At 74.1% G+C, this 24679-nt stretch carries 16 protein-coding genes and 1 tRNA gene; 9 read left to right on the top strand and 8 right to left on the bottom strand.

The genetic code is table 11. The annotated features are described in order from the left end of the window. Nucleotides 1–67 precede the first annotated feature (67 nt). The 4 genes from ABEA15_RS21225 to mfd all read right to left on the bottom strand — a co-directional run bounded on the left by ABEA15_RS21225 (nt 68) and on the right by mfd (nt 8425). Nucleotides 68–1297: a phosphotransferase gene (locus tag ABEA15_RS21225; RefSeq protein WP_345558530.1), complete on the bottom strand. Its 1230-nt coding sequence runs from the start codon at nt 1295–1297 to the stop codon at nt 68–70. After that, entirely contained in the window at nt 1294–2631 is a 1338-nt protein-coding gene (locus tag ABEA15_RS21220; RefSeq protein WP_345558528.1) for an O-antigen ligase family protein, read from the bottom strand. Before ABEA15_RS21220 ends, ABEA15_RS21225 begins: the two co-directional genes overlap by 4 nt. Before the next feature lie 253 nt (nt 2632–2884). Continuing rightward, nucleotides 2885–4552, bottom strand: a complete 1668-nt coding sequence (locus ABEA15_RS21215; RefSeq protein ID WP_345558526.1) for a Wzz/FepE/Etk N-terminal domain-containing protein — start codon at nt 4550–4552, stop codon at nt 2885–2887. A 255-nt stretch (nt 4553–4807) separates the two neighbouring features. Beyond that, nucleotides 4808–8425, bottom strand: coding sequence for a transcription-repair coupling factor (mfd, locus tag ABEA15_RS21210; RefSeq protein ID WP_345558524.1), 3618 nt, complete (start codon nt 8423–8425; stop codon nt 4808–4810). A 637-nt stretch (nt 8426–9062) separates the two neighbouring features. On the opposite strand from mfd, the gene cysC reads away from it, so the two are divergent. Both cysC and ABEA15_RS21200 read left to right on the top strand, forming a co-directional pair. Continuing rightward, entirely contained in the window at nt 9063–10622 is a 1560-nt protein-coding gene (gene cysC / locus ABEA15_RS21205; RefSeq protein ID WP_345558522.1) for an adenylyl-sulfate kinase, read from the top strand. A 70-nt stretch (nt 10623–10692) separates the two neighbouring features. Next, the gene (locus ABEA15_RS21200; RefSeq protein ID WP_425579429.1) at nt 10693–11493 is read left to right on the top strand and encodes a MazG family protein; all 801 of its coding nucleotides are present in this window, start codon (nt 10693–10695) and stop codon (nt 11491–11493) included. On the opposite strand, the gene ABEA15_RS21195 is transcribed toward ABEA15_RS21200, so the two are convergent. Together ABEA15_RS21195 and ABEA15_RS21190 are read right to left on the bottom strand one after the other, a co-directional pair. Further along, nucleotides 11485–12828, bottom strand: coding sequence for an FtsW/RodA/SpoVE family cell cycle protein (locus ABEA15_RS21195; RefSeq protein WP_345558520.1), 1344 nt, complete (start codon nt 12826–12828; stop codon nt 11485–11487). The two genes, ABEA15_RS21200 and ABEA15_RS21195, sit on opposite strands and share 9 nt — an antisense overlap. 323 nt (nt 12829–13151) lie before the next feature. After that, nucleotides 13152–14075, bottom strand: coding sequence for a sulfite exporter TauE/SafE family protein (locus ABEA15_RS21190; protein ID WP_344142360.1), 924 nt, complete (start codon nt 14073–14075; stop codon nt 13152–13154). A 567-nt stretch (nt 14076–14642) separates the two neighbouring features. Between ABEA15_RS21190 and eno the strand changes: the two genes are divergently transcribed. Continuing rightward, a complete protein-coding gene (gene eno / locus ABEA15_RS21185) occupies nt 14643–15926 on the top strand; it encodes a phosphopyruvate hydratase (RefSeq protein ID WP_345558518.1) in 1284 nt (427 codons plus the stop codon). Between the two features lie 164 nt (nt 15927–16090). After that, nucleotides 16091–16684 carry an FtsB family cell division protein gene (locus tag ABEA15_RS21180; RefSeq protein ID WP_345558516.1) on the top strand — a complete coding sequence of 198 codons (594 nt, stop codon included), beginning with the start codon at nt 16091–16093 and terminating at the stop codon, nt 16682–16684. 33 nt (nt 16685–16717) lie between these two features. Here ABEA15_RS21180 and ABEA15_RS21175 read toward each other — a convergent pair whose 3' ends face one another. Further along, nucleotides 16718–17332: a mycothiol-dependent nitroreductase Rv2466c family protein gene (locus tag ABEA15_RS21175; protein ID WP_344142356.1), complete on the bottom strand. Its 615-nt coding sequence runs from the start codon at nt 17330–17332 to the stop codon at nt 16718–16720. An 82-nt stretch (nt 17333–17414) separates the two neighbouring features. Here ABEA15_RS21175 and ABEA15_RS21170 point away from each other — a divergent pair, with 82 nt between their 5' ends. The 5 genes from ABEA15_RS21170 (at nt 17415) to ABEA15_RS21150 (ending at nt 22814) form a co-directional block, all read left to right on the top strand. After that, nucleotides 17415–18014: a DUF501 domain-containing protein gene (locus ABEA15_RS21170; RefSeq protein WP_345558514.1), complete on the top strand. Its 600-nt coding sequence runs from the start codon at nt 17415–17417 to the stop codon at nt 18012–18014. After that, entirely contained in the window at nt 18011–19036 is a 1026-nt protein-coding gene (locus ABEA15_RS21165; RefSeq protein WP_345558512.1) for a Ppx/GppA phosphatase family protein, read from the top strand. The genes ABEA15_RS21170 and ABEA15_RS21165 overlap by 4 nt, the downstream gene beginning before the upstream one ends. A 414-nt stretch (nt 19037–19450) precedes the next feature. Then, nucleotides 19451–20830, top strand: a complete 1380-nt coding sequence (locus ABEA15_RS21160) for an NAD(P)/FAD-dependent oxidoreductase (RefSeq protein ID WP_344142351.1) — start codon at nt 19451–19453, stop codon at nt 20828–20830. A gap of 437 nt (nt 20831–21267) precedes the next feature. Next, nucleotides 21268–21341: transfer RNA gene (locus tag ABEA15_RS21155), tRNA-Leu, on the top strand. A gap of 612 nt (nt 21342–21953) precedes the next feature. Further along, the gene (locus ABEA15_RS21150) at nt 21954–22814 is read left to right on the top strand and encodes a nitroreductase/quinone reductase family protein (RefSeq protein ID WP_345558510.1); all 861 of its coding nucleotides are present in this window, start codon (nt 21954–21956) and stop codon (nt 22812–22814) included. A 21-nt stretch (nt 22815–22835) separates the two neighbouring features. Here ABEA15_RS21150 and ABEA15_RS21145 read toward each other — a convergent pair whose 3' ends face one another. Continuing rightward, on the bottom strand, nt 22836–24650 hold the full coding sequence (locus ABEA15_RS21145; protein ID WP_344142348.1) for a PucR family transcriptional regulator: 1815 nt from the start codon (nt 24648–24650) through the stop codon (nt 22836–22838). Nucleotides 24651–24679 lie beyond the last annotated feature (29 nt).

The raw sequence follows: 24679 nt of genomic DNA, 5'->3' as shown, positions 1-24679 counted from the left end.
CGTCTCGGGGGCGGCGGCAGCCGACGGTGCGTGTTCGGCGGCGCGGGCGCCGGGGGACCGGTGCGGCTCATCCGGCCGCCCCGATCTCGCGGGCGGCGCGGTCCCGCAGTCCGGACAGTGCCGGAAGCAGCCAGTCGTCGACGGCCGCCAGGCTGCCCCCCGCCTCGGCCTGGCGGTCCTGCAGGTAGCGCGTCGCCAGGTCGAGCAGGTACAGCGCCATGACCGTGGCCTCGGTGCCGGGCACCAACCCTGCTCCGGTCATCAGCGGGTCGCGCAGCAGGCGGGCGCCGGTGTCCAGCCAGCGGTGCACACCGGGGTGTACGCCGTCCTGGACGCACTCGTTCAGCTCGTAGTGCAGAGCGTCGAAGCCGACGGGCACGCCGAAGGCGAGGCGCTCCCAGTCCCACACGAAGGCGCGCCGCGGGGTTCCGGCGATGTTCCACCGGGTCAGGTCGCCGTGCCAGGCGCCGAACGGGAGCCGGGCGTCGGGCAGCGCGTCCAGGCACGCGCGCAGCGGCGCGGTTTCGGGGCGCCCGCCCAGCGCGGCGATCCGCTCGGCCAGCGCGGCGCGGTAGGGGCTCAGCGACAGCTGGAGCACCCTCACCGGTTCCAGACCGCTGATCTGTACGACGCAGCGCAGCAGCTGGCGGCGCGTGGGCCGGTCGGTCTGGTTGCCGACCGGCAGCGCGTCCTGCACCAGCAGCGGGCGGCCGTTCCACTCGCCTTCGTGCAGCAGCCGGGGCACCGTGATGTCGCGCAGGTGCGACTCCGCCAGCAGCTCCAGCGCGCGGGTCTCGGCGCGCACCAGCCGCGAGGTCAGCTCGTTGACCCCGATCTTGGCGTAGCCGACGGTCCGGCCCGCCGGGGTGAGCAGCAGCAGGACCGGCTTCCGATTGGCGCGCGGCGGACCGACGTGGACGGCGATGACCACGCGGCGGTCCAGCGCCGCCGACAGCTCGTGCTCGACGGTGTGGCCCGGTCCCACGTGCAGCCGGTCGCGCAGCAGCAGCGGCGCCAGCCCGCTGGCGAAGGCCGCAGTCAGGGCCGCCGCACGCAGCCGCTCCCGAAGCGAATGGCGCTGAGCGAAGGCGCCGACCGCGCGGGCCGCGGCGTAGCGGTTGCCGGCCGGCAGGATCATCCGCGGGTTGTGCGCCGACGGGACCGGCAGGTAGGCGCGGCCGTCGCCGTCGGGCGCCGACCCGCCGCGGACCGTCCCTGGCTCGCCGCGCCCCAGCAGGCCGCCGCAGGGCCACAGCACCTCGGCGAGACCGGTCAGGTACGTGGTCTCGCCGTTCACCGCGCACCTCCCGGCGCGGGAGCGGCGTCCTCGGCCGAGCGCCGCCACAGCAGGGCGACGGCGATCATGGTGACGGCCAGCGGCGCCGCGAGCGCGACGTAGAAGAACATGTACCAGAACAGCAGCAGCACCGACAGCAGCGCCGCGGTGCCCAGCACCGCCGAGTCGCGCCGGTAGCGCCACACCGCCTGGCCGAAGAAGGCAAGGAACAGCGCCGCGCCGACCCACCCGTTGGCGACCAGCAGCAGCCAGAACTGCCCGTTGTTGCCGATGGTGTGGCCGCCGCAGCCGGGGCACTCCGGCGAGGGTCCTATCGCGATCGACTGCGGACTGCCCGCCATGTCGCGGGTGGTGCCCCAGCCCAGGACGGGCGAGGCGTTGGCGGCCTGTACGGCGGCGACGCTGGCGGCGGCGCGGCCGTCGTCGCTGTGCGGGTTGTCCAACCGCTCCCGGGCCATGTCCATCAGCGGCGACAGCAGGGCGACGGCCAGCGCGGCGCAGGCGGCGGCGCTCACCGCCGCCACCACGACCACCCGGCCCCGGCGCAGCATCCGGACCAGGACGAAGCCCAGGGACAGCGCCAGGCCCGCCCACACCGCGCGGTTCAGCGAGTAGACGACCGGCGCGACCGCGAGGACGACGGCGGTGCCCGCTGTCCAGGCGCGGAGCAGGTCGGCGCGCGTACGCAGCGCCGGTCCCGGGCCTTCACCCCCGGGCTCGCGCCACCGCAGCCAGCCCGCCAGGAGCCACACGAGCAGGAGGGAGAGCATGTTCCCCCAGGTGTTGGTGTACTCCCAGGGAGCCTTGGGCCGCGGCGACTCGTAGCCCAGTACCTCCATGACCTGAGCGGAGGCGGGATGGATGAGCTCGTGTAGATAGGGGTCGGCCGCCAGGCCCGCGGGGAGCAGCAGCTCCGTCGGCGCGGTGAATTCGAAGTCCGGCGCCGCCATCCCGAGCAGGCCGCCGGCGACGGTGGCCAGGCACAGCCAGCCCAGAGCCCGCGCGACGGCGAGGTCGCTCAGCTCGCGGCGGCTCAGGTTGCCGACGTAGAGCAGCAGGACCGTCAGCGACAGGTAGACGGCCAGCCGGACGAGTGCGCCGAGGATCCCGCCGCTGTCGGGCAGCGTGCCCGGCGGCGCGGTGCCGATGAGGCTCAGCCCGGCTGCGCACCACAGCAGGAACAGCGCCCACAGGCCGAAGCCCGGAGGCAGCCGGAGGCCGTCGGCGCGGTGGCGGCGCACCAGTTCCACCGCCATGGGCAGGGCGAACACGACGAAGGCGAACCGTCCCAGGCCCAGGACCCACCACAGCGGGTAACCGGCGAGCAGCCACATCAGCGGTTGGCCCGGGGCGAACAGGCACCGCGGCCGCGGTCCGCCGGCGGCGGACCCCGGTCCGGTCGGGGAGGGTGCGGCGGCCGTCGGTGCGGCGCCGGCGGCTTCCGCCGGAGGCTGCGGAGACCGCCGGCTCATCGTCTCGTCCTTCTCCGGGCGACCGTGCGGGCCGCCGCGGCGCCGCCGGTCGGCCGACCGGTGCGGCGGCGGGTTCTCCGGGCGGTGCCGGGAGGCGGGCTTGCGGGCATCCCGATCAGCGCTGCAGGGTGAGATCGGTGCCGTCCTGCCGGTCCTCGCCGGGGAACCCGGCCGGCGAACCGTGCGGTGCGCAGGCCGAGTGGGCCGCGTCCGGTTCCCCCGTTCCGGTGGCGGGCTCCTCCGCCGCGCGGGTCCGGTCGCCCGCTCGGCCGTGGCGGCCGCGGTGCGGCCTCCCCTTGCGGGCCCGGGCGGACTCCGCGACGAGTGCGCCCGGGACGCGGGCGCCGAGGGCGGCGAACGCCTCCAGCGCCGACCGCAGGGCGCCGACGCGGTCGGTGTCCAGCTCGACGACCGGGACGACGGCGTCGGCGCAGCGGGCCAGTGCGTAGGCGTCGGCGCGCTCGGCGGTGGGCGCGGTGGCGACCACGACGACGTCGGCCTGCTCGCGCAGCCGCTCCAGCAACCGGGCCGTGGCCGGACGCTGCAGCACGCCGGCCGCGTCGGCGCCGCCGTAGTCCAGGATGCGCAGGCCGGGCGCCGCCGCGGTGCGGCGCTCCAGCGCGGCGGGGTCGGCTCCGCCGAGCAGTACGTCGGCCAGACCCGCCCCGGCCGGCGAGGACTCGGCTCCGTCGCGCGCCTCGGCGGACGGCGGGTCGGCGCGGACCAGCAGTACGTCGGTGCCGACGCGCGCCAGGGCGGCGCCGAGCTCCTCGGCCGCCGCAGCCGCCGATCCGCCGCTGATCCCCGGCACGAGTACCACCGCGCCGCCGGGGCGGTCGCCGCCGTAGCGGCCGAGTCCGGCGACCAGGCTCAGCGCGGCCCGGTTGGCCTCCTGGTGCGCTCGCGCCCGCGCCCGCTCGCCACCGCGCGCGCGGCCGCCGGGACGCGGCGCGCGCAGCAGTACGGCAACACCCGCGGCGAGCTCGGCGTCGCGGACGCTGTGCAGCCCGCGGTCGCGCCGATCGGCGCCGAAGGCGGCCGCGAGTCCGGCCGCCAGCCCCAGCGCGCCGCCCGCGGCCAGCCACACCGCCGGGACCGGTGACGCCGCCTGCTCGGGCGTGGTGGCAGGGGTGATGACCTGCGCGGGAACCACCGACGAGCGCAGCGCCGCGAGCGGGTGGATCTCCTTGTTCAGTTCGGTGATCTCGTTTTGCAGTGCGGTGATGCGGCCCTGCTCAAGGCCGCCGCCGTCCGCGGAGAGTCGGTCGAGTTCGGCGTACCGGGAGTCGGCCTCGTCGCGGAGGGCGGAGAGGGTGTCGCCGATCTGCCGGTCGACCTGGTCGGCCCGGTAGTCGAGGTAGGCGCCGGCGAAGGCGGCCGAGGCGCGGCGCGCCTCGGCGGGGTCGGGGCCGGGCGCGGAGATGCGCAGGACGCTGCTGTTGGGGGGCACGCTGACCTCGACCTCGCGCCGCAGCTCGACGGGATCGGCACCGTGCCCGATCCGCTCGGCGGCCGCCGCGGACACCTCGGCCGACTGCACGATCTGCGCCTCGGTGTCCAGATTGACCTCGCCGTTGGTGCGGCCCGCCTGCTCGCCGGTGATCTCGGGGACGCCCGTGGGGCGGACGTGCACGGCCGTGGTGGAGGTGTAGGTGGGCGGCACTGCCAGGAGCGCACCCGAGGCCAGCAGCGGTCCGGCCAGGGCGCAAGCCGCCACGAGCCGCCACCGGCGCCGCAGTGTGGCCGCCGCGTGCGCGAGGTCTCCTTCGGCGGAGGTGTCCATACCGGCCCGCTCCCTTCCCGGATACCACTACCAGTGCTGCAGAAAACACCAAGAGTAGTCGCCCTGCGGCCGGGTGCCGGTGATCCACGCGCAAGACCGGCCGGTCGCCGCACCGGGGTACGGCGGTGGAGTGCGGGCGCGCGAACGCGCCGCCCCCCGGCTCGCCGCCGCGTGAGCGCCGGCGCCGGGTGCGGCGCGCCGTTTCCGGGCGGTCGCGCGCTTCCGGTGTACCCGAAGCCGGAGCGCGGCCCCGGGTCAGGCGGAGGCGGCCGTGTCCTGCTTGCCGGGTTCGAAGACGGCCCCCACCAGCTCGCGGCACCAGGTCAGCAGTTCCAGGTCGCGCAACTGGCGGCCGCCCAGGCCACCCGCCTTGGGTGCGGGGACCAGCAGGGTCTGGGCCGGCTCCTTGTACACGGCCTTGGGGTAAAGCCGCCGCAGCCGCAGCCGCTGGGACTCGCGCAGCTCGACCGGCGCGAACCGGATCTGGCTGCCCTGCAGCACGACGTCGGTGAGACCCGCGCGCTTGGCCAGCACCCGGAACCGGGCGACCTCCAGCAGGTTGGCCACCGCCTCGGGCGGCGGGCCGTAGCGGTCCACCAGCTCCTCGCGGGCCGCGGCGATGTCCTCCTCGCTGCCGACGCCGGCGATGCGCTTGTAGGCCTGCAGCCGCAGCCGCTCGCCGGGCACGTAGTCGTGCGGTATGTGGGCGTCGATCGGCAGCTCGACCTTGGTCTCGGACTCCTCGGCGCCCGCGTTCGGGTCGCCCTTGAGCTCGCGCACGGCCTCGCCGACCATGCGCACGTACAGGTCGAACCCGACTCCGGCGATGCTGCCGGACTGCTCGGCGCCCAGGATGTTGCCCGCGCCGCGGATCTCCAGGTCCTTCATCGCCACGTACATGCCCGCGCCGGTCTCGGTGTGCTGGGCGACCGTGGCCAGCCGTTCGTGCGCGGTCTCACTCAGCGGCTTCTCCGGCGGGTACAGGAAGTAGGCGTAGGCGCGCTCGCGACCGCGCCCCACGCGCCCGCGCAGCTGGTGCAGCTGCGAGAGGCCGTAGGTGTCGGCGCGGTCGACGATCAGCGTGTTGGCGTTGGGGACGTCCAGCCCCGACTCCACGATCGTCGTGGAGACCAGCACGTCGTAGTTCTTCTCCCAGAAGTCGATCATGACGCGTTCGAGCTGCTGCTCGTTCATCTGGCCGTGCGCGTACGCCACCCGGGCCTCGGGCACCAGCCGGCTGATCGACGACGCGACCTTGTCGATCGAGGCCACCCGGTTGTGCACGAAGAACACCTGGCCCTCGCGCATCAGCTCGCGCCGGACGGCGGCCGCGATCTGCTTCTCCTCGTAGGGCCCGACGAAGGTGAGCACCGGGTGGCGCTCCTCCGGCGGTGTGAGGATGGTGGTCATCTCGCGGATGCCGGTCATGCCCATCTCCAGGGTGCGCGGGATGGGCGTCGCCGACATCGCCAATACGTCGACCTGGGTCCGCAGCCGCTTGAGGGTCTCCTTGTGCTCGACGCCGAAGCGCTGCTCCTCGTCGATGACGATCAGGCCGAGGTTCTTGAACTTGGTCTCGCTGGACAGCAGGCGGTGCGTGCCGATCACGACGTCGATCTCGCCCCTGCGCAGGCCCTCGCGGGTGGCCTCGGCCTCGCTGTCGGTCTGGAAGCGCGACATGGCACGCGCCGTCACGGGGAAGGAGGCGTAGCGCTCGGAGAAGGTGGACATGTGCTGCTGGACCAGCAGCGTGGTGGGCACCAGCACCGCCACCTGCTTGCCGTCCTGCACCGCCTTGAACGCGGCGCGCACCGCCACCTCGGTCTTGCCGTATCCGACGTCGCCGCAGATGAGCCGGTCCATCGGCACCGGCTTCTCCATGTCCTGCTTGACCTCCTCGATCGCGGCGAGCTGATCGGGGGTCTCGACGTAGGGGAAGGCGTCCTCAAGCTCGCGCTGCCACGGCGTGTCGGCTCCGAAGGCGTGCCCGGGCGAGGCCTGGCGGGCGCTGTAGAGCCGGATGAGGTCGCCGGCGATCTCGCGTACGGCCTTGCGTGCGCGGCTCTTGGTCTTGGACCAGTCTGCGCCGCCCATCTTGGACAGCGTCGGGGCCTCGCCGCCGACGTAGCGGGTGACCTCTTCGAGCTGGTCGGTGGGCACGAAGAGCCGGTCGCCGGGCTGGCCGCGCTTGGTGGCCGCGTACTCGATGACCAGGTAGTCGCGGGTGGCGCCCTGGATGTTGCGGCTGACCATCTCGATGTAGCGGCCCACGCCGTGCTGCTCGTGGACCACGTAGTCGCCCGACTTCAGCTGCAGCGGGTCGACCGTGCCGCGGCGCCGGCTGGGCATGCGGCGCATGTCCCGGGTGGAGGAGCGCTGACCGGCCAGGTCGGTCTCGGTCAGCACGACCAGCCGCACCGAGCGCCATACGAACCCGTGCTCGATCACGCCGGTCGCCACCGTGGCCACGGAGCGGTCGGGCGGGGTGTCGACCTCCGAGCGCAGCTGCGCGCCCAGGCCGGCGTCGCGCAGCATGGCCACGAGCCGCTCGGCGGGCCCGTGCCCGGGGGTCAGCAGCACGACGCTCCAGCTGTCGTGCAGCCACGACTTCACGTCTGCCAGGGCGCGCTCGGTGTCGCCGCGGTAGGTGTCGGCGGCCGACGCGCCCATCTCCAGTCCGGCGTCGCCGCCGCGGCCGCCCCCGTCGTCCGTGGACTCGGCCGAAGCGGCGCCGGAGCCGGAGTCGAACGGCGAGATCGACCACCAGGGCAGCCCGAGCGCGTCGGCGTCCGCGCGGACCTCGGCGATGGACTTGTACGCGGAGCCGCCCAGGTCGATGGGCGCCTCGCCGCCGGACGCGGCGTTGATCCAGGACGCGTCCAGAAACTCCCGGCTGGTGGCCTCCAGCTCCAGGGCCCGGGTGCGGATGCGCTCGGGGTCGCAGCCGACGATGTGCGCGCCCTCGGGCAGGTAGTTGAACAGCGGCTCCATGCGCTCGGCCAGGACCGGGGCGAAGGCCTCCATCCCCTCGACGGAGGAGCCCTCGGCGAGCTTGTCCAGCACCTCGGCGAGGGCCGGATACCGCTGGGCGAGCTCGCGGGCGCGCTCGCGCACCGGCTGGGTGAGCAGGAGCTCGCGGCACGGCGGCGCGAACAGCCCCGACGCCGCCTCGGACTGGTCGCCCTCGCCGATCGAGCGCTGGTCGGCGACCTGGAAGTACCGGATCTCCTCGACCTGGTCGCCCCACAGCTCCAGGCGCAGCGGGTGTTCCTCGGTGGGCGGGAACACGTCCAGGATCCCGCCGCGCACGGCGATGTCGCCGCGCTTCTCGACCAGGTCGACCCGGGCGTAGCCGGCGTCGACCAGCGACTGGACCAGGTCCTCCAGCTCGACCTCGTCGCCCGGGCGCACGCGCACCGGCGTGAGGTCGCCGAGCCCGGCCACCAGCGGCTGCAGGACGCTGCGGATCGGTGCGACGACGACGCGCAGCGGCGCGGTCAGCGGGTCGGCGGGGTCGGGGTGGGCCAGGCGGCGCAGTACGGCCAGGCGCTGACCGACCGTGTCCGAACGCGGCGACAGGCGCTCGTGCGGCAGGGTCTCCCACGCGGGGAACAGGGCGACCGAGTTCTCCGGTAGCAGGGACTCCAGCGCCTCGGCGAGGTCGCCGGCCTCGCGCTCGGTCGCGGTCACGGCGAGCACCGGCCGCTCGGCGCCCACGGGGGCGCCGGCGGCCAGCGAGGCGATCACGAACGGGCGCAGCGACGGCGGCGCGACGAGGTCGAGGTGCGGGTCATGGCCGATGCGGGCGGTCTCGACCGCCTGGCTGAGGGCCGGGTCGTCTGCGACGACCGAGAGAAGTCCGGTAAGGCTCATATCACCAGAGGGAAGGCTGTGACAGGGATTCGGCCGTGCTGCGCTCCGCGGTGCGCGGTCGGGGGAGCGGGTGTCCGGCGGATGCGGCGGCCGTGTGCAGGGCATCGGCCGCGAGCCGCCGAGGACCGGTGCGCGGGCCGCGGCGGGTGGTCGTACTCCCCATGGGCAAGCCTACGCCGCCCGCCGGTCGCGGGTGCACGGAGTCGGGTATCCGGGATGTGGTCCGGGTCATGTCTGTCCGTTCTGCCCGTCGGGCCGCGCATGCGGCGGCGGTCGGGGCGCGGTCGTCCGGAGAACGTGTCGGCGGGCTGCGCCGAAGGCGCACGGGACCCCCGCCGGTTCGGTCGACGGAACCGTACGGACCTGTGCACGCCCGATTGCCGGGCGCGCTGGAGCGGGCCGTACCGGGACGGCCTGTCGGTCGCTGTCCTGCACGACCAATACCGCTAACGCCTTCGCCGCCCCGGGTGTTCCCGGCGGTCGCGCGGGCGGCCGGCACCGCCGACCCGCGCGGCGCGCCTCGTCGGGGCGCCCGCGGGCGGTGGCGGGATGCCGTCCACACGCATCCCCGAATACGCTGTTGCGCAGATGCGGCAGCGCAGACGGTGTGGCAGCGCAGACGAACGGGGAGGCCGGGTTGAGCGACAGCAGTGACCGCAGCGGGGACGAGGCGGCGGCACCGGTGTTCGCGCCCGATCCGGTGAGCCTGGCCCATCTGGAGCTGATCCTGAACGGCGCCTACCCGCTGGCCGGGTTCATGACCCGCGAGGAGGCCTCCTCGGTCGCCAAGCGCGGCCGCCTGCCCGACGGCACCCCGTGGCCGGTACCGGTCACTTTGCCCGTGCCCGACCAGCTCGCCGACGCCGAGCGGCTGACGCTCACCGACCCCGAGGGGGCGCCGCTGGCCGAACTGCGGGTCGGGCAGCGCTGGTGGGCCGGTGCCCAGGACGGCGACGGCGCGGCCGCGCCCGGCCACCGGCTGGCCGGCGAGGTCCGCTTCGCCCAGCCTCCCGTCTACGGCGCGCTGCGCCACCTGCGCCTCTCGCCGGGAGAGATCCGCGGCCAGCGCGAACTCGCCGGCGACGGCGGCGTCCCGGTGCTGGCCGTGGTCACGGCCCGGCCCCTGCACCACCGCGAGCTCCACCAGATCCGCGCCGCCGCCGAGGAGCTGGCCGGCGACGACCGTGCCGAGGTACTGGTGATCATCGACGCCCCGCTGGAGACCGAGGGCCTGGCCCCGGTCGTGCTGGCCGCCGAGCCGCTGCTGCCCGCACCCGCCCGGTTCGTCGTGGCGACCCTGCCCCGCTGGAGCTCCGACGGCGCCGCCGGGCCGGCCCTCGGGCGCCGCGTCCTGCTGCACGCCCACGTCGCCGCCGCCTACGGCGCGACGCGCCTCCTGGTCCTCGACTCCGCGCCGTCGGCCGGCGCCGAGGAGGAGACCCCGATCCCGGTGGCCGCCGCCCCCGGTTGGGCCTACGACACCGCCCAGGAGCAGTGGCGCCCGGTCGGCGAGGTGGCGCCGGAGGCGGCCGCCGACCTGCCGGACGAGGCGGAGGTCGAGGAGACGCTGGCGCGGGGACTCGCGCTGCCCGCGTGGTTCACCCCGGCGCGCGTGGCCGCGGAGCTGGCGCGCATCCGGCCGCCGCGCACCGAGCGCGGACTCACCGTCTTCTTCACCGGGTTCTCGGGCTCGGGCAAGTCCACGATCGCGCGCGGCGTGGCCGAGGGCATCCGCCGGTCGGGGCGCACGCTCACGCTGCTCGACGGCGACGTCGTACGCCGCATGCTCTCGGCGGGCCTGACGTTCTCCCGCGCCGACCGCAACCTCAACGTGCGGCGGATCGGGTATGTCGCGGCCGAGATCTCCCGCCACGGCGGCGTCGCGGTCTGCGCGCCGATCGCGCCCTACGCCGCCACGCGCGCCGAGGTGCGCGCGATGGTCGAGGAGGTCGGCGACTTCTTCCTGGTGCACGTGGCCACCCCGCTGGAGGTGTGCGAGGCGCGCGACCGCAAGGGCCTCTACGCCAAGGCGCGGGCGGGCGAGATCCCCGAGTTCACCGGGATCTCCGACCCCTACGAGGAGCCGGAGGACGCCGAGCTGGTGCTGGACACCGAGGGCCGCTCAGTCGGCGAGTCGGTCGCCGAGGTGCTCTCCGCGCTGCGCTCCGGGGGCTGGCTGCCGGCCGAGAGCGTTTGAGGGCCGAGTGCCGGAAGCCGGGGAGTCCGTAGGAGTCGGGGAGTCTGGGAGCGGAAGGGGCCACCGAGCCATGAACCCGAACAGCGGCGGGACCCAGCCGGACGGCGGCGCCGGGCCGAGCGGTGCAGCGGGCGGTGATGCGGGCGGCACCGGCGGCGCCGCGCCCGGCAGCCGGGTGCTCGACCTGGTCGAGGTGATGGACGTGCTGCGGCGGGAGTGCCCGTGGGACGCCTCGCAGACGCACTCCTCGCTGGCCAAGTACCTCATCGAGGAGGCCTACGAGACGCTGGAGACCATCGAGCAGGGCGACCTGGCGACTCTGCGCGAGGAGCTGGGCGACGTCCTGCTGCAGGTGGTCTTCCACTCCCGGGTGGCCCAGGAGCGCGGCGCCGACGGGTTCACCATCGACGACGTCGCCGCCGGCATCGTCGACAAGCTCACCCGCCGCCACCCGCACGTCTTCGGCGGCGCGGAGGTCGGCGGCGCCGACGACGTCCGGGCGAACTGGGAGGAGATCAAGGCCGCCGAGCGCGCCGAGAAGGGCCGCGGGGACTCCGTGCTGGAGGGCGTGCCCTTCGGTCAGCCCGCCGCGCTGCTGGCCTACGAGCTGCAGAAGCGGGCGGTGAGCAACGGGGTGCCCGACGATCTGGTGGGCGACGACGGCGAGGGCGGCGGTGAGCTGTTCGCCGGCGTCGCCGACGAGCGGCGCCGCGGCGCCGACCCAGAGATCGACCTGCGCTCGGCGGCACGGCGCTTCGACGGCCGGGTCCGCGCGGCCGAGGCGGCCGCCCGCGCCGACGGCCTCGACCCGCGCTCGCTGACCCCCGAGCAGTGGCGCGCCTACTGGTTGGCCGGGCGGCCTTCAGGGTGACGGGAAGAACGTTCGGCCCGGCCGCTGCCCGGCTTCGGGCATGCCGGCGGAGTCGCGGTTGGGCACGGCGGAGCTGGGGCGGCGCGCGGTGTCGCTGAGCCGCAGCCACAGGCCCATGATCATCCACGTCGAGACCAGTGACGAGCCGCCCGCCGACAAGAACGGCGTGGTCATGCCCGTCATCGGGATGAGCCGCGTTACGCCGCCCAGCACCACGAACACCTGGAAGCCCAGCAAGAACGCGCTTCCGGAGGCGGTCAGCTTGGCGAATATGTCGCGCGAGACCAGAGCCGTGCGGTAACCGCGCTCGGCCAGCAGGAGCAGCATCAGTACGACGGCCATCAGACCCGCCAGGCCCAGCTTCTCGCCGACGGAGACGAGGATCAGGTCACTGTCGGATGCGAAGAGGCCGGCGGTGCGGCCGTGCCCGAACCCGATCCCGGTCAGACCGCCGTCGGCCAGCGCGAACAGGCCCTGTACCAGCTGGCGGCTGCCGCCGACCGCCCGGTAGACGTCCGGGTCGAACGGGGAGTGCCAGATGGCCACCCGCTGGCGCACGTGCCAGAAGACCTGCCAGGCCACGGTCGCCCCCGCCAGGAACATCGCCAGGCCGATTCCCACCCACGACTTGCGCCGCGTGGCGACGTAGAGCATCGCCAGGAAGACGCTGAACAGCACCAGGGAGGTGCCCAGGTCGCGGGTGCCCACCAGGAGGAGGAGGGCCACGCCCCAGGCGGCGGTCATCGGCCCCAGGTCGCGCATCCGCGGCAGGCTGAAGACCTTCACCTCGCCCACCCGCAGGTGGCGCGCCGCCAGGGCCAGCACGTCGCGCTTGTGGCCGAGGTAGCCGGCCAGAAAGACGATCAGCAGGATGCGGGCGAACTCCGAGGGCTGAACGGTGTAGCCGCCGAAGCCGATCCAGCGCCGCGCACCGAACACCTCGATGCCGACGCCGGGCAGCATCGGCAGCATGATCAGCACCAGCCCGCCGATGAGGGTGATGTAGCGGTAGCCCTGCAGCGCCGCCGGGCGGCGGACGGCCGCGAGGACCGCGATGCAGGCGGCCATGCCCAGTGCGGTCCACAGAAGCTGCCGGTCGGACTCGTGCGGCCCGTCGCCCGCAGAGGCGTGCAGTCCCCAGATCACGGCCACGCCGATTCCGTTGAGCACGGTGGCCAGCGGCAGGATCAGGGGGTCGGTCCAGGGGGCCAGGAAGCGCACGGCGATGTGCGCTGTGGCGGCGAGCCCGCCGAAGACGCAGGTGTAGAGGGCGAACCGGTCGGGGACGCGGCCGTCGACCTGCAGGCCGGCCAGGCTCAGGATCAGTGCGAACACGCCTACCGCGAAAGAGCGTCATCACCAGCTCGGCGTTGCGGCGGCGCGTCGGAACGCTCGGCGGCGGGGCGTTCGCGCCGGTTGCTGGTGTCGCCATTTCCGTCTCGCCTCGGTGCGCTGCGCCGGTCGGTCCCGCCTCTCCACGCGCCTGCGGCCTGGGGCCGCGGATCGAGCGGGGTGCGTGGCGCGAGGGGACGGGCACCGGCCGCGGCAGGTGGGTCGGGCATGGGCGCGCGTCTGCCATCTTCCCTGTAGCCAGGGCCGAAAACGCGGTTTCGGATACAGCCCCGGCGGCGGCGCGTGGTCGCCCCCGCCGGACGGGCTCAGTCGGCGGCCTCGGTGGCGCCGACGTGCTCGGGCGCCGCGGCCGCGCGCCGCATGCGCCGTTCGACGGTGTGGGCGCGCAGCGACCAGGCGACGGCGGCCGCCCACCCCAGGGCGACCGCGCAGTAGACGGCCAGCGAGACCCCGGCGGAGGCGCCGATGGCCTCGCTATCCAGCAGGACCCGGGTGTTGGTGAAGATGATCAGCCCGCCCACCAGGGAGCCGAGCATGCGCGCGGGCACGTGGCTGGCCAGCCAGGCGGCGATGGGCGCGGCCAGCAGTCCGCCCAGCAGCAGGACGACCACCCAGGTGATGTTGATGCCGCCGAACCCGAGGCCGACGGCGAAGCCGATGCTGCCGGCGACCACGACCGCCGACTCGCCCACGCTGATCGACCCGATGACCTTGCGCGGCTCCAGCCGCCCGCTGGCCAGGAGTGCCGAGGTTCCCACGGGGCCCCAGCCGCCGCCCCCGGTGGAGTTCATGAACCCGGCGAACAGGCCGACCGGGGCGAGGAAGACGGTGCGCAGCGGGCGGCTGAGGTCGGGGTGCGGGAGGTCGCGGAAGGTGAACCGGGCCAGCAGATAGGCGCCCAGAACGAGCAGGATCGTCGACATCAGCGGGCCGGCGGCGTCGGTGGACAGGCGGCTGAGGAACACGGCGCCGACGAACGAGCCCAGGGCGCCGGGAAGCGCGATGCGCCAGACCACCCCCCAGTCGACGTTGCCGAAGCGCCAGTGCGCGAAGCCCGAGGCGATCTGCGAGCCGACCTGGGAGAGGTTGACCGTGGCCGAGGCGAGCGCGGGACTCGTGCCGATGACCAGCAGCGCACTGGTCGTGCTGATCCCGTAGCCCATGCCCAGGCTGCCGTTGATGAGTTGCGCCAGCAGGCCGACGAAACCCAGGAGGACGAGCGTCTGCATAACGGGCGGCCTTCCGGGATCAGGGATGTCGAAGTAACACCTCTATTTATACCTCTTTAGTAGGGATAGACGCCATGCGTCGGTGCGACGGTTGTCCGGCCGGGGAGTTCTCTGCGGAAAGCCGGTGTTCGGGCGGCGTTCATCCGTGCCTGGCGGGGGCCCGGCGGCGCCGGCCCGGCGGGCGCCGCGCCTGCTGAGCGGCAGGTATCCCGGGCGTGTCGCGCCCACCGGACGCGCACGGCACCGGTCACCCCTGGCGGCGGGGAGCGGCGCGGCGGCCGCTTAGCGTGGACTAGACCAATTTCGGGTGGCCGACACGACCGAGGCAGGCCCTAATCGCTAGGGTGTGGGGTGGATGGGCGCCGACTCCGCGCGGCCGTCGGCGCCGCTTGAGCGGGCGGTCGGCGGCACCGGTGCACGCCCGTTCCACAACGCCCGCGGCTCGGGGCGGATCGCACAGGGTGCGGGTGGGGCCTGCGCTTAGGAAGCAGGGAAGCCGCACCTGCCGAGTCCCATCCGCAACAGGGCCTGAGCCGGGTCCGCACGCGAATCGAAGGAGTTGCAACGTTGTCGTCGATCGAGGCAGTGCAGGCGAGGGAGATCCTCGACTCCCGCGGTAACCCGACGGTCGAGGTGGAGGTCCTGCTCGACGAGGGGACCACCGCGCGCGCGGCGGTCCCCAGCGGCGCGTCGACCGGGCAGTTCGAGGCGGTCGAGCTGCGCGACGGCGGAGACCGCTTCGGCGGCAAGGGCGTCGAGAAGGCGGTGGCCGCCGTCAACGACGACATCGCCGACGAGCTGATCGGCTTCGCCCCCGAGGAGCAGCGGCTCATCGACCGCGCCATGATCGAGCTGGACGGCACCCCCGGCAAGTCCCGGCTGGGCGCCAACGCCGTCCTCGGCGCGTCGCTGGCCACCGCCCACGCGGCGGCCGACAGCTCCGGGCTGCCGCTGTTCCGCTACATCGGCGGCCCCAATGCCCACGTGCTGCCGGTGCCGATGATGAACATCCTCAACGGCGGCGCCCATGCCGACACCAACGTCGACATCCAGGAGTTCATGGTCGCGCCGGTGGGAGCGGCGAGCTTCCGCGAGGCCGTGCGCTGGGGCGCCGAGGTCTACCAGGCGCTGAAGTCGGTCCTGAAGGGGCACGGGCTGGGTACGGGCGTCGGCGACGAGGGCGGGTTCGCCCCCGACCTCGACAGCAACCGCGCGGCGCTGGACCTGATCATCGAGGCGGTGCAGAAGGCCGGCTACACCCCCGGCCGCGACATCGCCCTGGCCCTGGACGTGGCCGCCACCGAGTTCTGCACCGACGGCGTCTACAGCTTCGAAGGCAAGAACCGCAGCGCCGAGGACATGGCCGCCTACTACGGCGAACTGGCCGACTCCTACCCGCTGGTCTCCATCGAGGACCCGCTGGACGAGGACGACTGGGCCGGCTGGTCGCAGCTCACCTCCACGCTGGGCTCGCGCCTGCAGATCGTGGGCGACGACCTGTTCGTCACCAACCCCGAGCGGCTGCAGCGCGGCATCTCCGAGGGCGCGGCCAACTCGCTCCTGGTCAAGGTGAACCAGATCGGCACGCTGACCGAGACCCTGGACGCCGTCTCGCTGGCCCAGCGCAGCGGCTACACCGCGATGATCTCGCACCGCTCCGGCGAGACCGAGGACACCAGCATCGCCGACATCGCCGTGGCGACCAACGCCGGCCAGATCAAAACCGGCGCCCCCGCCCGCAGCGAGCGCGTGGCCAAGTACAACCAGCTTCTCCGCATCGAGGAGGAGCTCGACGACGCGGCCCTCTACGCCGGCGTGTCGGCCTTCCCGCGCTTCCGCCCGCAGGGCTAGTCTGACCGCTTATGCCCGAGGTGCCAGAGCAGCCGAAGCGGCCGCGCCCCGCGAAGGGCCGGCCGCCGGCCTCTGGTGCTTCGGGAGGCGCCAAAGGCGGTGGGAGCGGAACCCCGGGTGCGGGCAGGACGGCCGGCGGGGGCCGGTCGAAGTCGTCCAAGGTCGTGCCCATCGACGCAGCCCCCTCGTCCACGACCCGCGGCGGAGGCGCCAAGACCGGCGCGAAGGGCGGGTCCGGCAAGGGCGGCGGCCGCGGCACCGCTGCCACGAGCCCGGGGCGCGGTGCCGGCGGCGGATCGGGCTCCCGTGCGCCGGCGGGGCGGGGCGGAGCGCCGGCGGGCTCCGGCGGCGGGCGCACGCGCCCGGCGTTCACCAGCCGCGCCGCGATCCTCGCCCTGGTGATCTGCGTCATCGCGCTCAGCCTGGCCTATCCGCTGCGCGAGTACCTCGCCCAGCGCGCGCGCATCGCCGAACTGCGCGAAGAGAAGGCGCAGACCGAGCAGGCGGTCGCCGACCTCCAGGAGCGCAGCAAGCAGCTGAAGAACCCGGCCTACATCGAGCGCGAGGCACGCACCCGGCTGCACTACCAGTACCCGGGCGAGCGCGCCTATGTGGTGGTCTCCGACTCCGACGACCAGGACGCGGACGCCGCGGCGGGATCGGGCGAGCCGTGGTTCACCCGCCTGTGGAAGTCCGTGCTGGAGGCCGACAGCCCGGAGCAGGACGGGAGCGCGTCCGAAGGGCGGCCCGCCGGCTGAGGTGCTGTGCCCGGCCCGCAGCGTACGGCTTGCTCAGTCCTCGATCTCGGCCTCCGGCGGGCCCTTGATGGTGTGGAACCCGGCGGTGCCCGCCACCAGCACCGCACCGTCCCACAGGCGTCCGGCCTCCTCGCCGCGCGGCACCCGGGAGACGACGGGGCCGAACATGGCGGCCACCCGCCTGCCGTCGGGCGCCGTTGCGGCCAGCACCGGAGTGCCGGCGTCGCCGCCGACGAGTCCGAAGCCCTCCTCGTGGGAAGCGCGGAGCGCGCCGTCGTAGGCGTCGGAGGTGCCGGCCCGCGCGAGTCCGGCGGGCAGTCCCGCCTGCACCAGCGCGTGCTCGAACCCCGCGGCGTAGTCGTCCGCCTGCTCACGGGAGGCCCACAGCGCGTCGTAGAAGCGGCCCAGCGCGTCGTGGCCGTGCTCGGCCTGGACCGCGGCGCAGATGCGCGCGGGAATCCACAGATAGCCCTCGGGGTCGCCTTCGGGATCGTCGTCGCGGTGCTCGTTGAGCACCGACAGGCTCATCACCCGCCAGCGCACGCTGATCGGGCGCACTCGGGCGGCCTCCGCCAGCCACCGGGCGGTGACGCGCGTGTAGGGGCAGGAGGGGTCGAACCAGAAGTCCGCGGTCCAGGTATCGGCCATGGCTTCGATGGTAGGCCGCCGGCGGCCTACCGGCCGTGCGGCGTGCCCAGCGGGTGCCACCGGGCACTACGCTGAAGTCGCGATGACTTCCGCCGAACACGCCGCCCCGCCGGACCGCGTCGACGACGCCGACGCCGCGGCGGTGCGCGACCAGATCGGGCGCCCCCCGCGCGGCCTGCGGGCGGTGGCCCACCGGTGCCCGTGCGGGCTGCCCGACGTGGTGCGCACCGCGCCGCGCCTGGAGGACGGCACCCCGTTCCCCACGCTCTACTACCTCACCTGCCCGCGCGCGGCCTCGGCCGTCGGGACCCTGGAAGCGGGGGGCACGATGCGGCGGATGCAGGAGCGCCTCGCCGAGGAGCCGGAGCTGCGCGCGGACTACGAGCGCGCCCACCGCGCCTACCTGGACGAGCGTGCCGAGCAGACCCGCCGCGACGGCGGCGATCCGCTGCCCGAGGGCATGCAGAGCGCCGGCGGCATGCCCGAGCGGGTCAAGTGCCTGCACGCACTGGTCGCCCACGAGCTGGCGCGGCCGGGTGCCAACCCCTTCGGCCGCGAGGCGCTGGACGCGCTGCCGCGCTGGTGGGCGGACGGACCCTGCGTGTGCGCCGGCGGCGAGGGCGCGGCCGCCGCGGAAGGACTGCGGGCGCGAGACGACGACAGCGAGGTGACGACCAGGTGACGACCGTGGCGGCCGTGGACTGCGGCACGAACTCGATCCGGCTGCTGGTCTCGGCGCTGATCGGGGTGGAGGACGAGGAGGTCCAGCTCCTCGATCTCGAACGGCGTATGGAGGTCGTGCGGCTCGGCCAGGGCGTCGACCGAACCGGCGAGTTCACCCCCGAGGCCCTGGAGCGCACGTTCGCCGCCCTGCGCGAGTACGCCGACCTCATGCGGGAGAACGGCGTCGAGCTCGGGCCCGAAGCGGTGCGGATGGTGGCCACCAGTGCCACCCGCGACGTCCGCAACCGCGGTGAGTTCGTTCGGGGCGTGGCGGAGATCATCGGCGTGGAGCCCGAGGTCATCACCGGCGACGAGGAGGCCGAGCTGTCGTTCATCGGCGCCACGGCCGAGCTGGAGGATGCCGACACCGGTTTCGACGGGCCGTTCCTGATCGTCGACATCGGCGGCGGCTCCACCGAGTTCGTGCTGGGCCACGACGACCCGCGCAGCGTCCCGGACGGCGCGGGACCGGTGCGCGCGGCCCGTTCGGTCGACATCGGCTGCGTGCGGCTGGCCGAGCGCCACCTCGTGGACGACCCGCCCACGGCCGAGCAGATCGCCGCAGCCACCGCCGACATCGACGCCGCGCTGGAAGCGGCCGCCGAGGTCGTCCCGCTGGACGAGGCCGCGTCGCTGGTCTGCGTGGCCGGCACCGCCACGACCGTCGCGGGCATCGCGCTGGAGCTGCCGGAGTACGACCCCGAGCGCATCCACCACGCTTGGGTCCCGGCGGCGCGGGCGCACGAGATCGCCGAGGAGCTGCTGGCGATGGAGCACGGGCAGCGGGCGGCGATCGGCGTCATGCACCCGGGCCGGGTGGACGTGATCGGCGCGGGCGCGCTGATCCTCTCGCGTGTGGTGGCGCGCACCGGAGCCGCCGGGTTCGTGGCCAGCGAGCACGACATCCTGGACGGGATCGCGTGGGGGCTCTGCCTGGGCGCGCCGGACGGGAGCGCGCAGGGGACCGCGGGCGCGCAGTAGGACGCGCGAAGGCCGGCGGCGTGTGACGGCGGGCACGCGGGGCGGGTTCCGGCGCGGACCGGCGCTGTGCGCTGGCACGGGGGCGCGGGGCCGATGTGACCCCGGTCGGCGGGCCCGGTGAGACGCGTCACCTGCGATCGAGTGCGTGAATCCCTTCACAAGCTCTCTGACCTGCACAAACGAACATCCGACTCCGTCTATCATGGTCTAAACCTGTGCCGTGCGCCGCTTTCATGTTAAGAGCGGCTTGTGAAAGAATGCACAAGCAGGAGGAGAGAGGAACCCTCGACTCCCGGGTGAAGAAGAGCGTTCTTTCCGTCGGAAGACGACAGGGAACATGCCAGTCAGCGAAGACTTACCGATTTTGGCGCCCCGGACCGGGGGCGTGGAACGGGACTCAAGGGCGGATGCGCGATGACCGAAGGCAGGAACTACCGCCTCGTGCACGGCGGCGGTGACAGGGAAGAGATCCCGCACGTACTCATCGTCGGTGGTGGGTACCTGGGCATGTACACCGCGAAGCAGCTGGAGAAGAAGCTGGGGCCGGGCGAAGCCCGCATCACGGTCGTCGACCCCAACTCCTACATGACCTACCAGCCGTTCCTTCCGGAGATCGCTGCCGGCAGCATCTCCCCGCGCCACGTCGTCGTTCCGCTGCGCAAGGTCTTCGACCGGGTGCGGGTGCTCACCGGCCGCGTCATCCGCGTGGACCACGCGAACCGCTCGGTCGACTTCGAGCCCGCCGTGGGCGACCCCCGCCAGATCTCCTACGACTACATCGTGATGGCCACCGGCGCCGTGTCGCGGACCCTGCCCATCCCGGGGCTGGCCGAGTGGGGGATCGGCATCAAGACGGTCGAGGAGGCCGTCTTCCTGCGCAACCACGTGCTGGAGCAGCTGAACATCGCCGACTCCACCGACGACCCCGAGATCCGGCGCAAGGCGCTCAACTTCGTCTTCGTCGGCGGCGGCTTCGCCGGTGCCGAGGCGATCGCCGAGCTGGAGGACCTCGCTCGCGACGCCACGCGGATCTACCCCTCCATCAGCGCCGACGACCTGCGCTTCTACCTGATCGAGGCGGCGGACAAGATCCTGCCCGAGGTCGGCAGCGACGTCGGCGAGAAGTCGCTGAACCAGCTGAAGCGGCGCGGGATCGACGTGCGGCTGTCCACGTTCCTGGAGTCGGCGGTCGACCAGCGCGTCAAGCTCAGCGACGGCACCGAGTTCGACGCCGGGACGCTCGTGTGGACCGCCGGCGTCAAGCCCAGCCCGGTGGTGCAGGCCGGCGACCTGCCGCTGGGCCCCAAGGGCCACCTCGACACCAGCGAGTACCTCGCCGTCAACGGCGTGGAGAACGCCTTCGCCGGCGGCGACAACGCGCAGGTGCCCGACGGCAAGGGCGGCTTCTACCCGCCCAACGCGCAGAACGCCGTGCGCCAGGCGCCGGTGCTGGCCGCCAACGTCATCGCCGCGCTGCGCGGCAAGGAGATGACCCGCTACGTCCACAAGAACCTGGGCGCGGTGGCCGGCCTGGGCCTGCACAAGGGTGCCGCCCAGCTCTTCGGCCGGATCAAGCTGACCGGCCGGCTGGCCTGGTACGCACACCGCTCGTACCACCTCTACGCAGTGCCGACCTTCAACCGGAAGATGCGCGTGCTGGCGGACTGGATCGTCGGGTTCTTCCTGCGGCGGGACTTCGCGGCCCTGCCCGAGATGGAGGACCCGCGCCAGGCCTTCGAGGACGCGAGCAAGCCCCAGGTGGAGAACGGGCAGCTGCTGCGCCGGGTCAGCTAGCGCGGTAGCGGAACGCCCCATGGCGGCCGGCCCCTGGCGGGGGGCCGGCCGTACTTCTGCGCCGAGGGCGCGCGCACGGGGCGCCGGCCGGGCCCGCTCCACCGCGCCGGGGCGATGTGACGGCGGTTGCGTTCCGGTTGAGTTGCAGGCACGTTGACCGGAGTTCGTCGGCCGAATCCCGGCTCCCCGTCCGTTCGGCGGCCCGTGGCCGCAATGCGCCGCCGCCGAGGCCGCACAATGCCACAGTGGTGCGACGCGCCCGGGCGGGCCGCGGATTCGCGCGGGCCGGTCCGGGGCGGGAAGACGCGGGTACGCCCGTGTGACCGGCGCTGTCGCGGCGGCGGGAGGCCCGCGGAGCGGACCGGCCGGATTCGCGTCTCGGCAGGTCGAACCGGCGCGAATCCCGGTGAATCGGCCATCGCCGGTATGATGGTGCCGCCCTCGTAGCCCAATGGTAGAGGCAGGCCCCCTAAAAGGGTCACAAGTGTCGGTTCGAGTCCGACCGGGGGTACAGCTGGACTCCGCGGCGGCGGTCCGGGCCGGCCCGCGCGCGTGCCCGGTGACGACGCCTCCCGAGCGCGCACCCGGCCCACCCCGCAAGCGTCCGCCGCTCCCGCCGCTTCCCGCCTCTTCGGCCCCGTATTGAGCCCCCGTCCGGATCCGGCCGGTTCCGTTGACGCGGTTGCTGTCATGAACTTGGATTCAAGGGGTGCCGAACGCCGCCGGAGAGGGACGCGGCGTGCGGGCGGCGCCCCGAACGCCGAAGGGGATGATGTCGTGAGCAGCCGATTCACAGGCGCCGTCTGACCTGACGCGGACAGCCCCGCGTCGTTCCCCCGCGTTCCGCAGCCCGGTCCGTGCCGGAGCAGCCGAGTTCTGCTCCGTGGCGTCCGGTGCGTCCCGCGTTCACCGGGCATCCCGGGCACCCGACTCCGCCCGGCTGCGCGGGCCGGGCGCGTGCTCCGGTTCCATCCCACCGCGGTCTCTGCCCGCGGCGGCGAGGCGACGCGCGTCCCGTCCGAAACCGCCGATCGCGCGCAGCGCATCCGCATGCGCGGGCACTGCGCGCCTCCGCAGACCGACCACCGCGACAGCGGTCCACCGATCCTGGAGTACGCACCGCATGACCGAAGAGCAGACCGAAGACCGCTTCGAGAGCGGCGATTTCAACAGAGCGATCATCGAGTTGTTCCGCGCGAACCACGGCCGTGTCGGCGGCATGTTCGAGGGCGCCCGCCTGCTGCTGCTGACCACGACCGGAACCCGATCCGGCAGGCGCCGCACCACGCCGGTCGCGTTCCTGCCCGACGGCGAACGCCTGCTGGTCATCGCCTCCGCCGGAGGCGGGGACCGCCATCCCGGCTGGTTCCACAACCTGCGCGCCAACCCCCGCGTCACCGTGGAGAACGGGGTGTTCGTCATGGAGGCCGACGCCGTCGTCGTGGAGGGCGAGGAGCGCGACGCGCTCTTCGCCCGTGCCGCCGAGGCCGACCCCGGCTGGGCCGAGTACCAGGCCGGCACCGAGCGCACCATCCCCGTCGTCGCCCTCCACCCCGTGAGCGGCACGCCTGTCGAGCAGCGCATGGGGCAGGGCCTGAAGGTCCTGCACGACGCGTTCCGGCGCGAGCTCGCGATGATCCGCGACGAGGTCGCCCGCTCGGGTCCGAACCTCGGCGCCCAACTGCGGATCAACTGCCTGACCGTCTGCCAGGGTCTGGGCCGCCACCACACGATGGAAGACGCCGGGATGCTTCCCGGCATCGCCGAGGCCCGCCCCGAGCTCGCCGGCGTCGTCGCACGCCTCGGTGAAGAGCACAAGCGTGTGGAGAGCCTGCTGGAACGGCTCAAGTCCCGGCTCGACGCCCCCGCCGCCGGCCCCGCCGACCTCGGCGCCGAGGTCGACCGCCTGATCAACGAACTGGAGGCGCACCTCGACTACGAGGAGGAGCAGCTGGTGCCTGTCCTCGACGCCATGGCGCCGTAGGCGCGGCCGCGGGCCCGCGGGTCAGGTGGCGCGCTCCATCAGCAGCTGGAGGTGGGTGAACAGCCGCTGGGTCGGGTCGGAGAGGTCGATGCCGCTGACCGACTCCGCGCGGCGGACCCGGTAGCGCAGGGTGTTGGGGTGGATGTGCAGCCGGGCGGCCGCGGTGCGGACGTCGCCGAACTCCTCCAGATAGGCCAGCAGCGACACCACCAGGTCCGAGCCCTGCGCGGCGTCGTGGTCGGCGAGGGCGCTGACGCGGGGGTCGCGCAGGGCGGGCGTGCCGCGCAGGTAGGCCAGGGTCTCGCTGATGAGGACCTGGGTGCGTACGTCGGACATGGTGGCGACGTCCATCGCCAGGTCGCGCCCCATCGCGTCCAGGATGCGGTCGGCCTCGGCACGGGAGTCGGGAATGGCGGCCAGCGAGTCCACCGGCGAGCCCACGGCGCCCTGCACCGCCACGCCCAGCGTGGCCCGCGCCGCCTCGACCGTCTTGCGGGTCAGCGCCAGCACCGACGACTCGGCCGACCGCCGGGAGGAGTCGGTCGGGGAGTCCGAGCCGCCCGATCCGCCGGAGCCGCCGCCGCGCACGAGGTCGGGCATGAGCACGTAGATCCGCCCGCCCACCGCCGTGACCAGCGACGTGCGGCGGTAGGCGGCGGTGTGCACGGTGATCAGGTCGACCAGCCGCCGACGGTTCAGCTCCCGGCCGGAGCGGTCGGTCCCGCCGCCGCGGGCGGGGTCGGTGCGGCCGCCCGCGCCCGGCGCCCCCGAGGGCGAGATGGCGAAGGCGGCGACGAGCGCCGGCCGGTCGGTGGTGACCTCGATGGTGTCGGCCAGCGCCGCCGCTTCGATGCGGCCCTCCAGCAGGCTGGCCAGCAGGTCGTCGCGCAGCCGCAGCCCCACTGTGGCCTCGGTGCGGTGCCGCACCAGGTGCAGCGCCGTCATCCGCGCCGCGCCCAGCAGCGCCTGCTCGGCGTCCTCGGCGAGGGGCTGGGCGCCCTCCTGCACCCAGATCGTGCCCAGCGGCTGCGAGCCCGCGTGGATGCCCACCGCCAGCCGCCGCCTGATGCCCAGCTGCGGGTGCTCGTCGATGCGCACCACCTCCTCGCCGGCGCGCAGCCGGGAGAACACGCCCCACTCCCGCAGCAGCGCGAGGTACTGCTCGGGCCCGCGGCGCCCCAGCACCGAGAGCCGGCGCAGCTCGTCGGCCTCCTCGCCGCTCGAATGGGCCAGGACCCGGCTGGCCGAGTCCTCGATGGTCACCAGCCCGCCCGTCAGCGCGGAGATCGTCTGCGCCAGCGAGTACAGGTCGCCCGCGGTCTCGCCCAAATCGGCCTCGGAGGTCAGCCGGGCGTCGTCGAGCACGCTGCGGCACAGCGACTGCAGCTGGTCCCAGCGCACCTCCGGACGCACGCCCAGCAGCGCCACCCCGGCCTCGCTGGCCTCGGCGCGCAGCAGCGCGACCTCGTCACCGCCGCGCCGCACCTGGGGCGCCGTGCCCCAGCCCTGCGGCGGCGGATACGCGGGCTCGTCGGAGTGCACCTTGACCGCCACCGCCGCCGCGCCGCGCCGCGCGGCCGCGCGGACCAGGTGCCGGGCGGCGCTGCCGCGCGCTCCGATCAGCAGCACCAGGTCGCCGGCGAAGGCCTCGGCCTCGTCCTCGGGGTCGACGATGACCACATTGTCCACCCGCACATCCAGGCCCGCGGGAGCGGCGAGCACGTCCACGAGCGGGTCGCCGACCGCCAGCAGCAGCCGGCGCAGCGGTATGCCCGCGCTCTCACCTGCGGTACCGGCCGCGGCGGGCGCTGCGTAGGGATCCGATGGCACGTCCATGACCGTCCATTCTGTCGCATCCCCGTTTG

It is taken from the genome of Streptomonospora halophila, assembly GCF_039542725.1.
Classification (GTDB): domain Bacteria; phylum Actinomycetota; class Actinomycetes; order Streptosporangiales; family Streptosporangiaceae; genus Streptomonospora; species Streptomonospora halophila.
The sequence above is the reverse complement of the archived record's forward strand: the minus strand, read 5'-3'. Positions and strand labels throughout refer to the sequence as shown.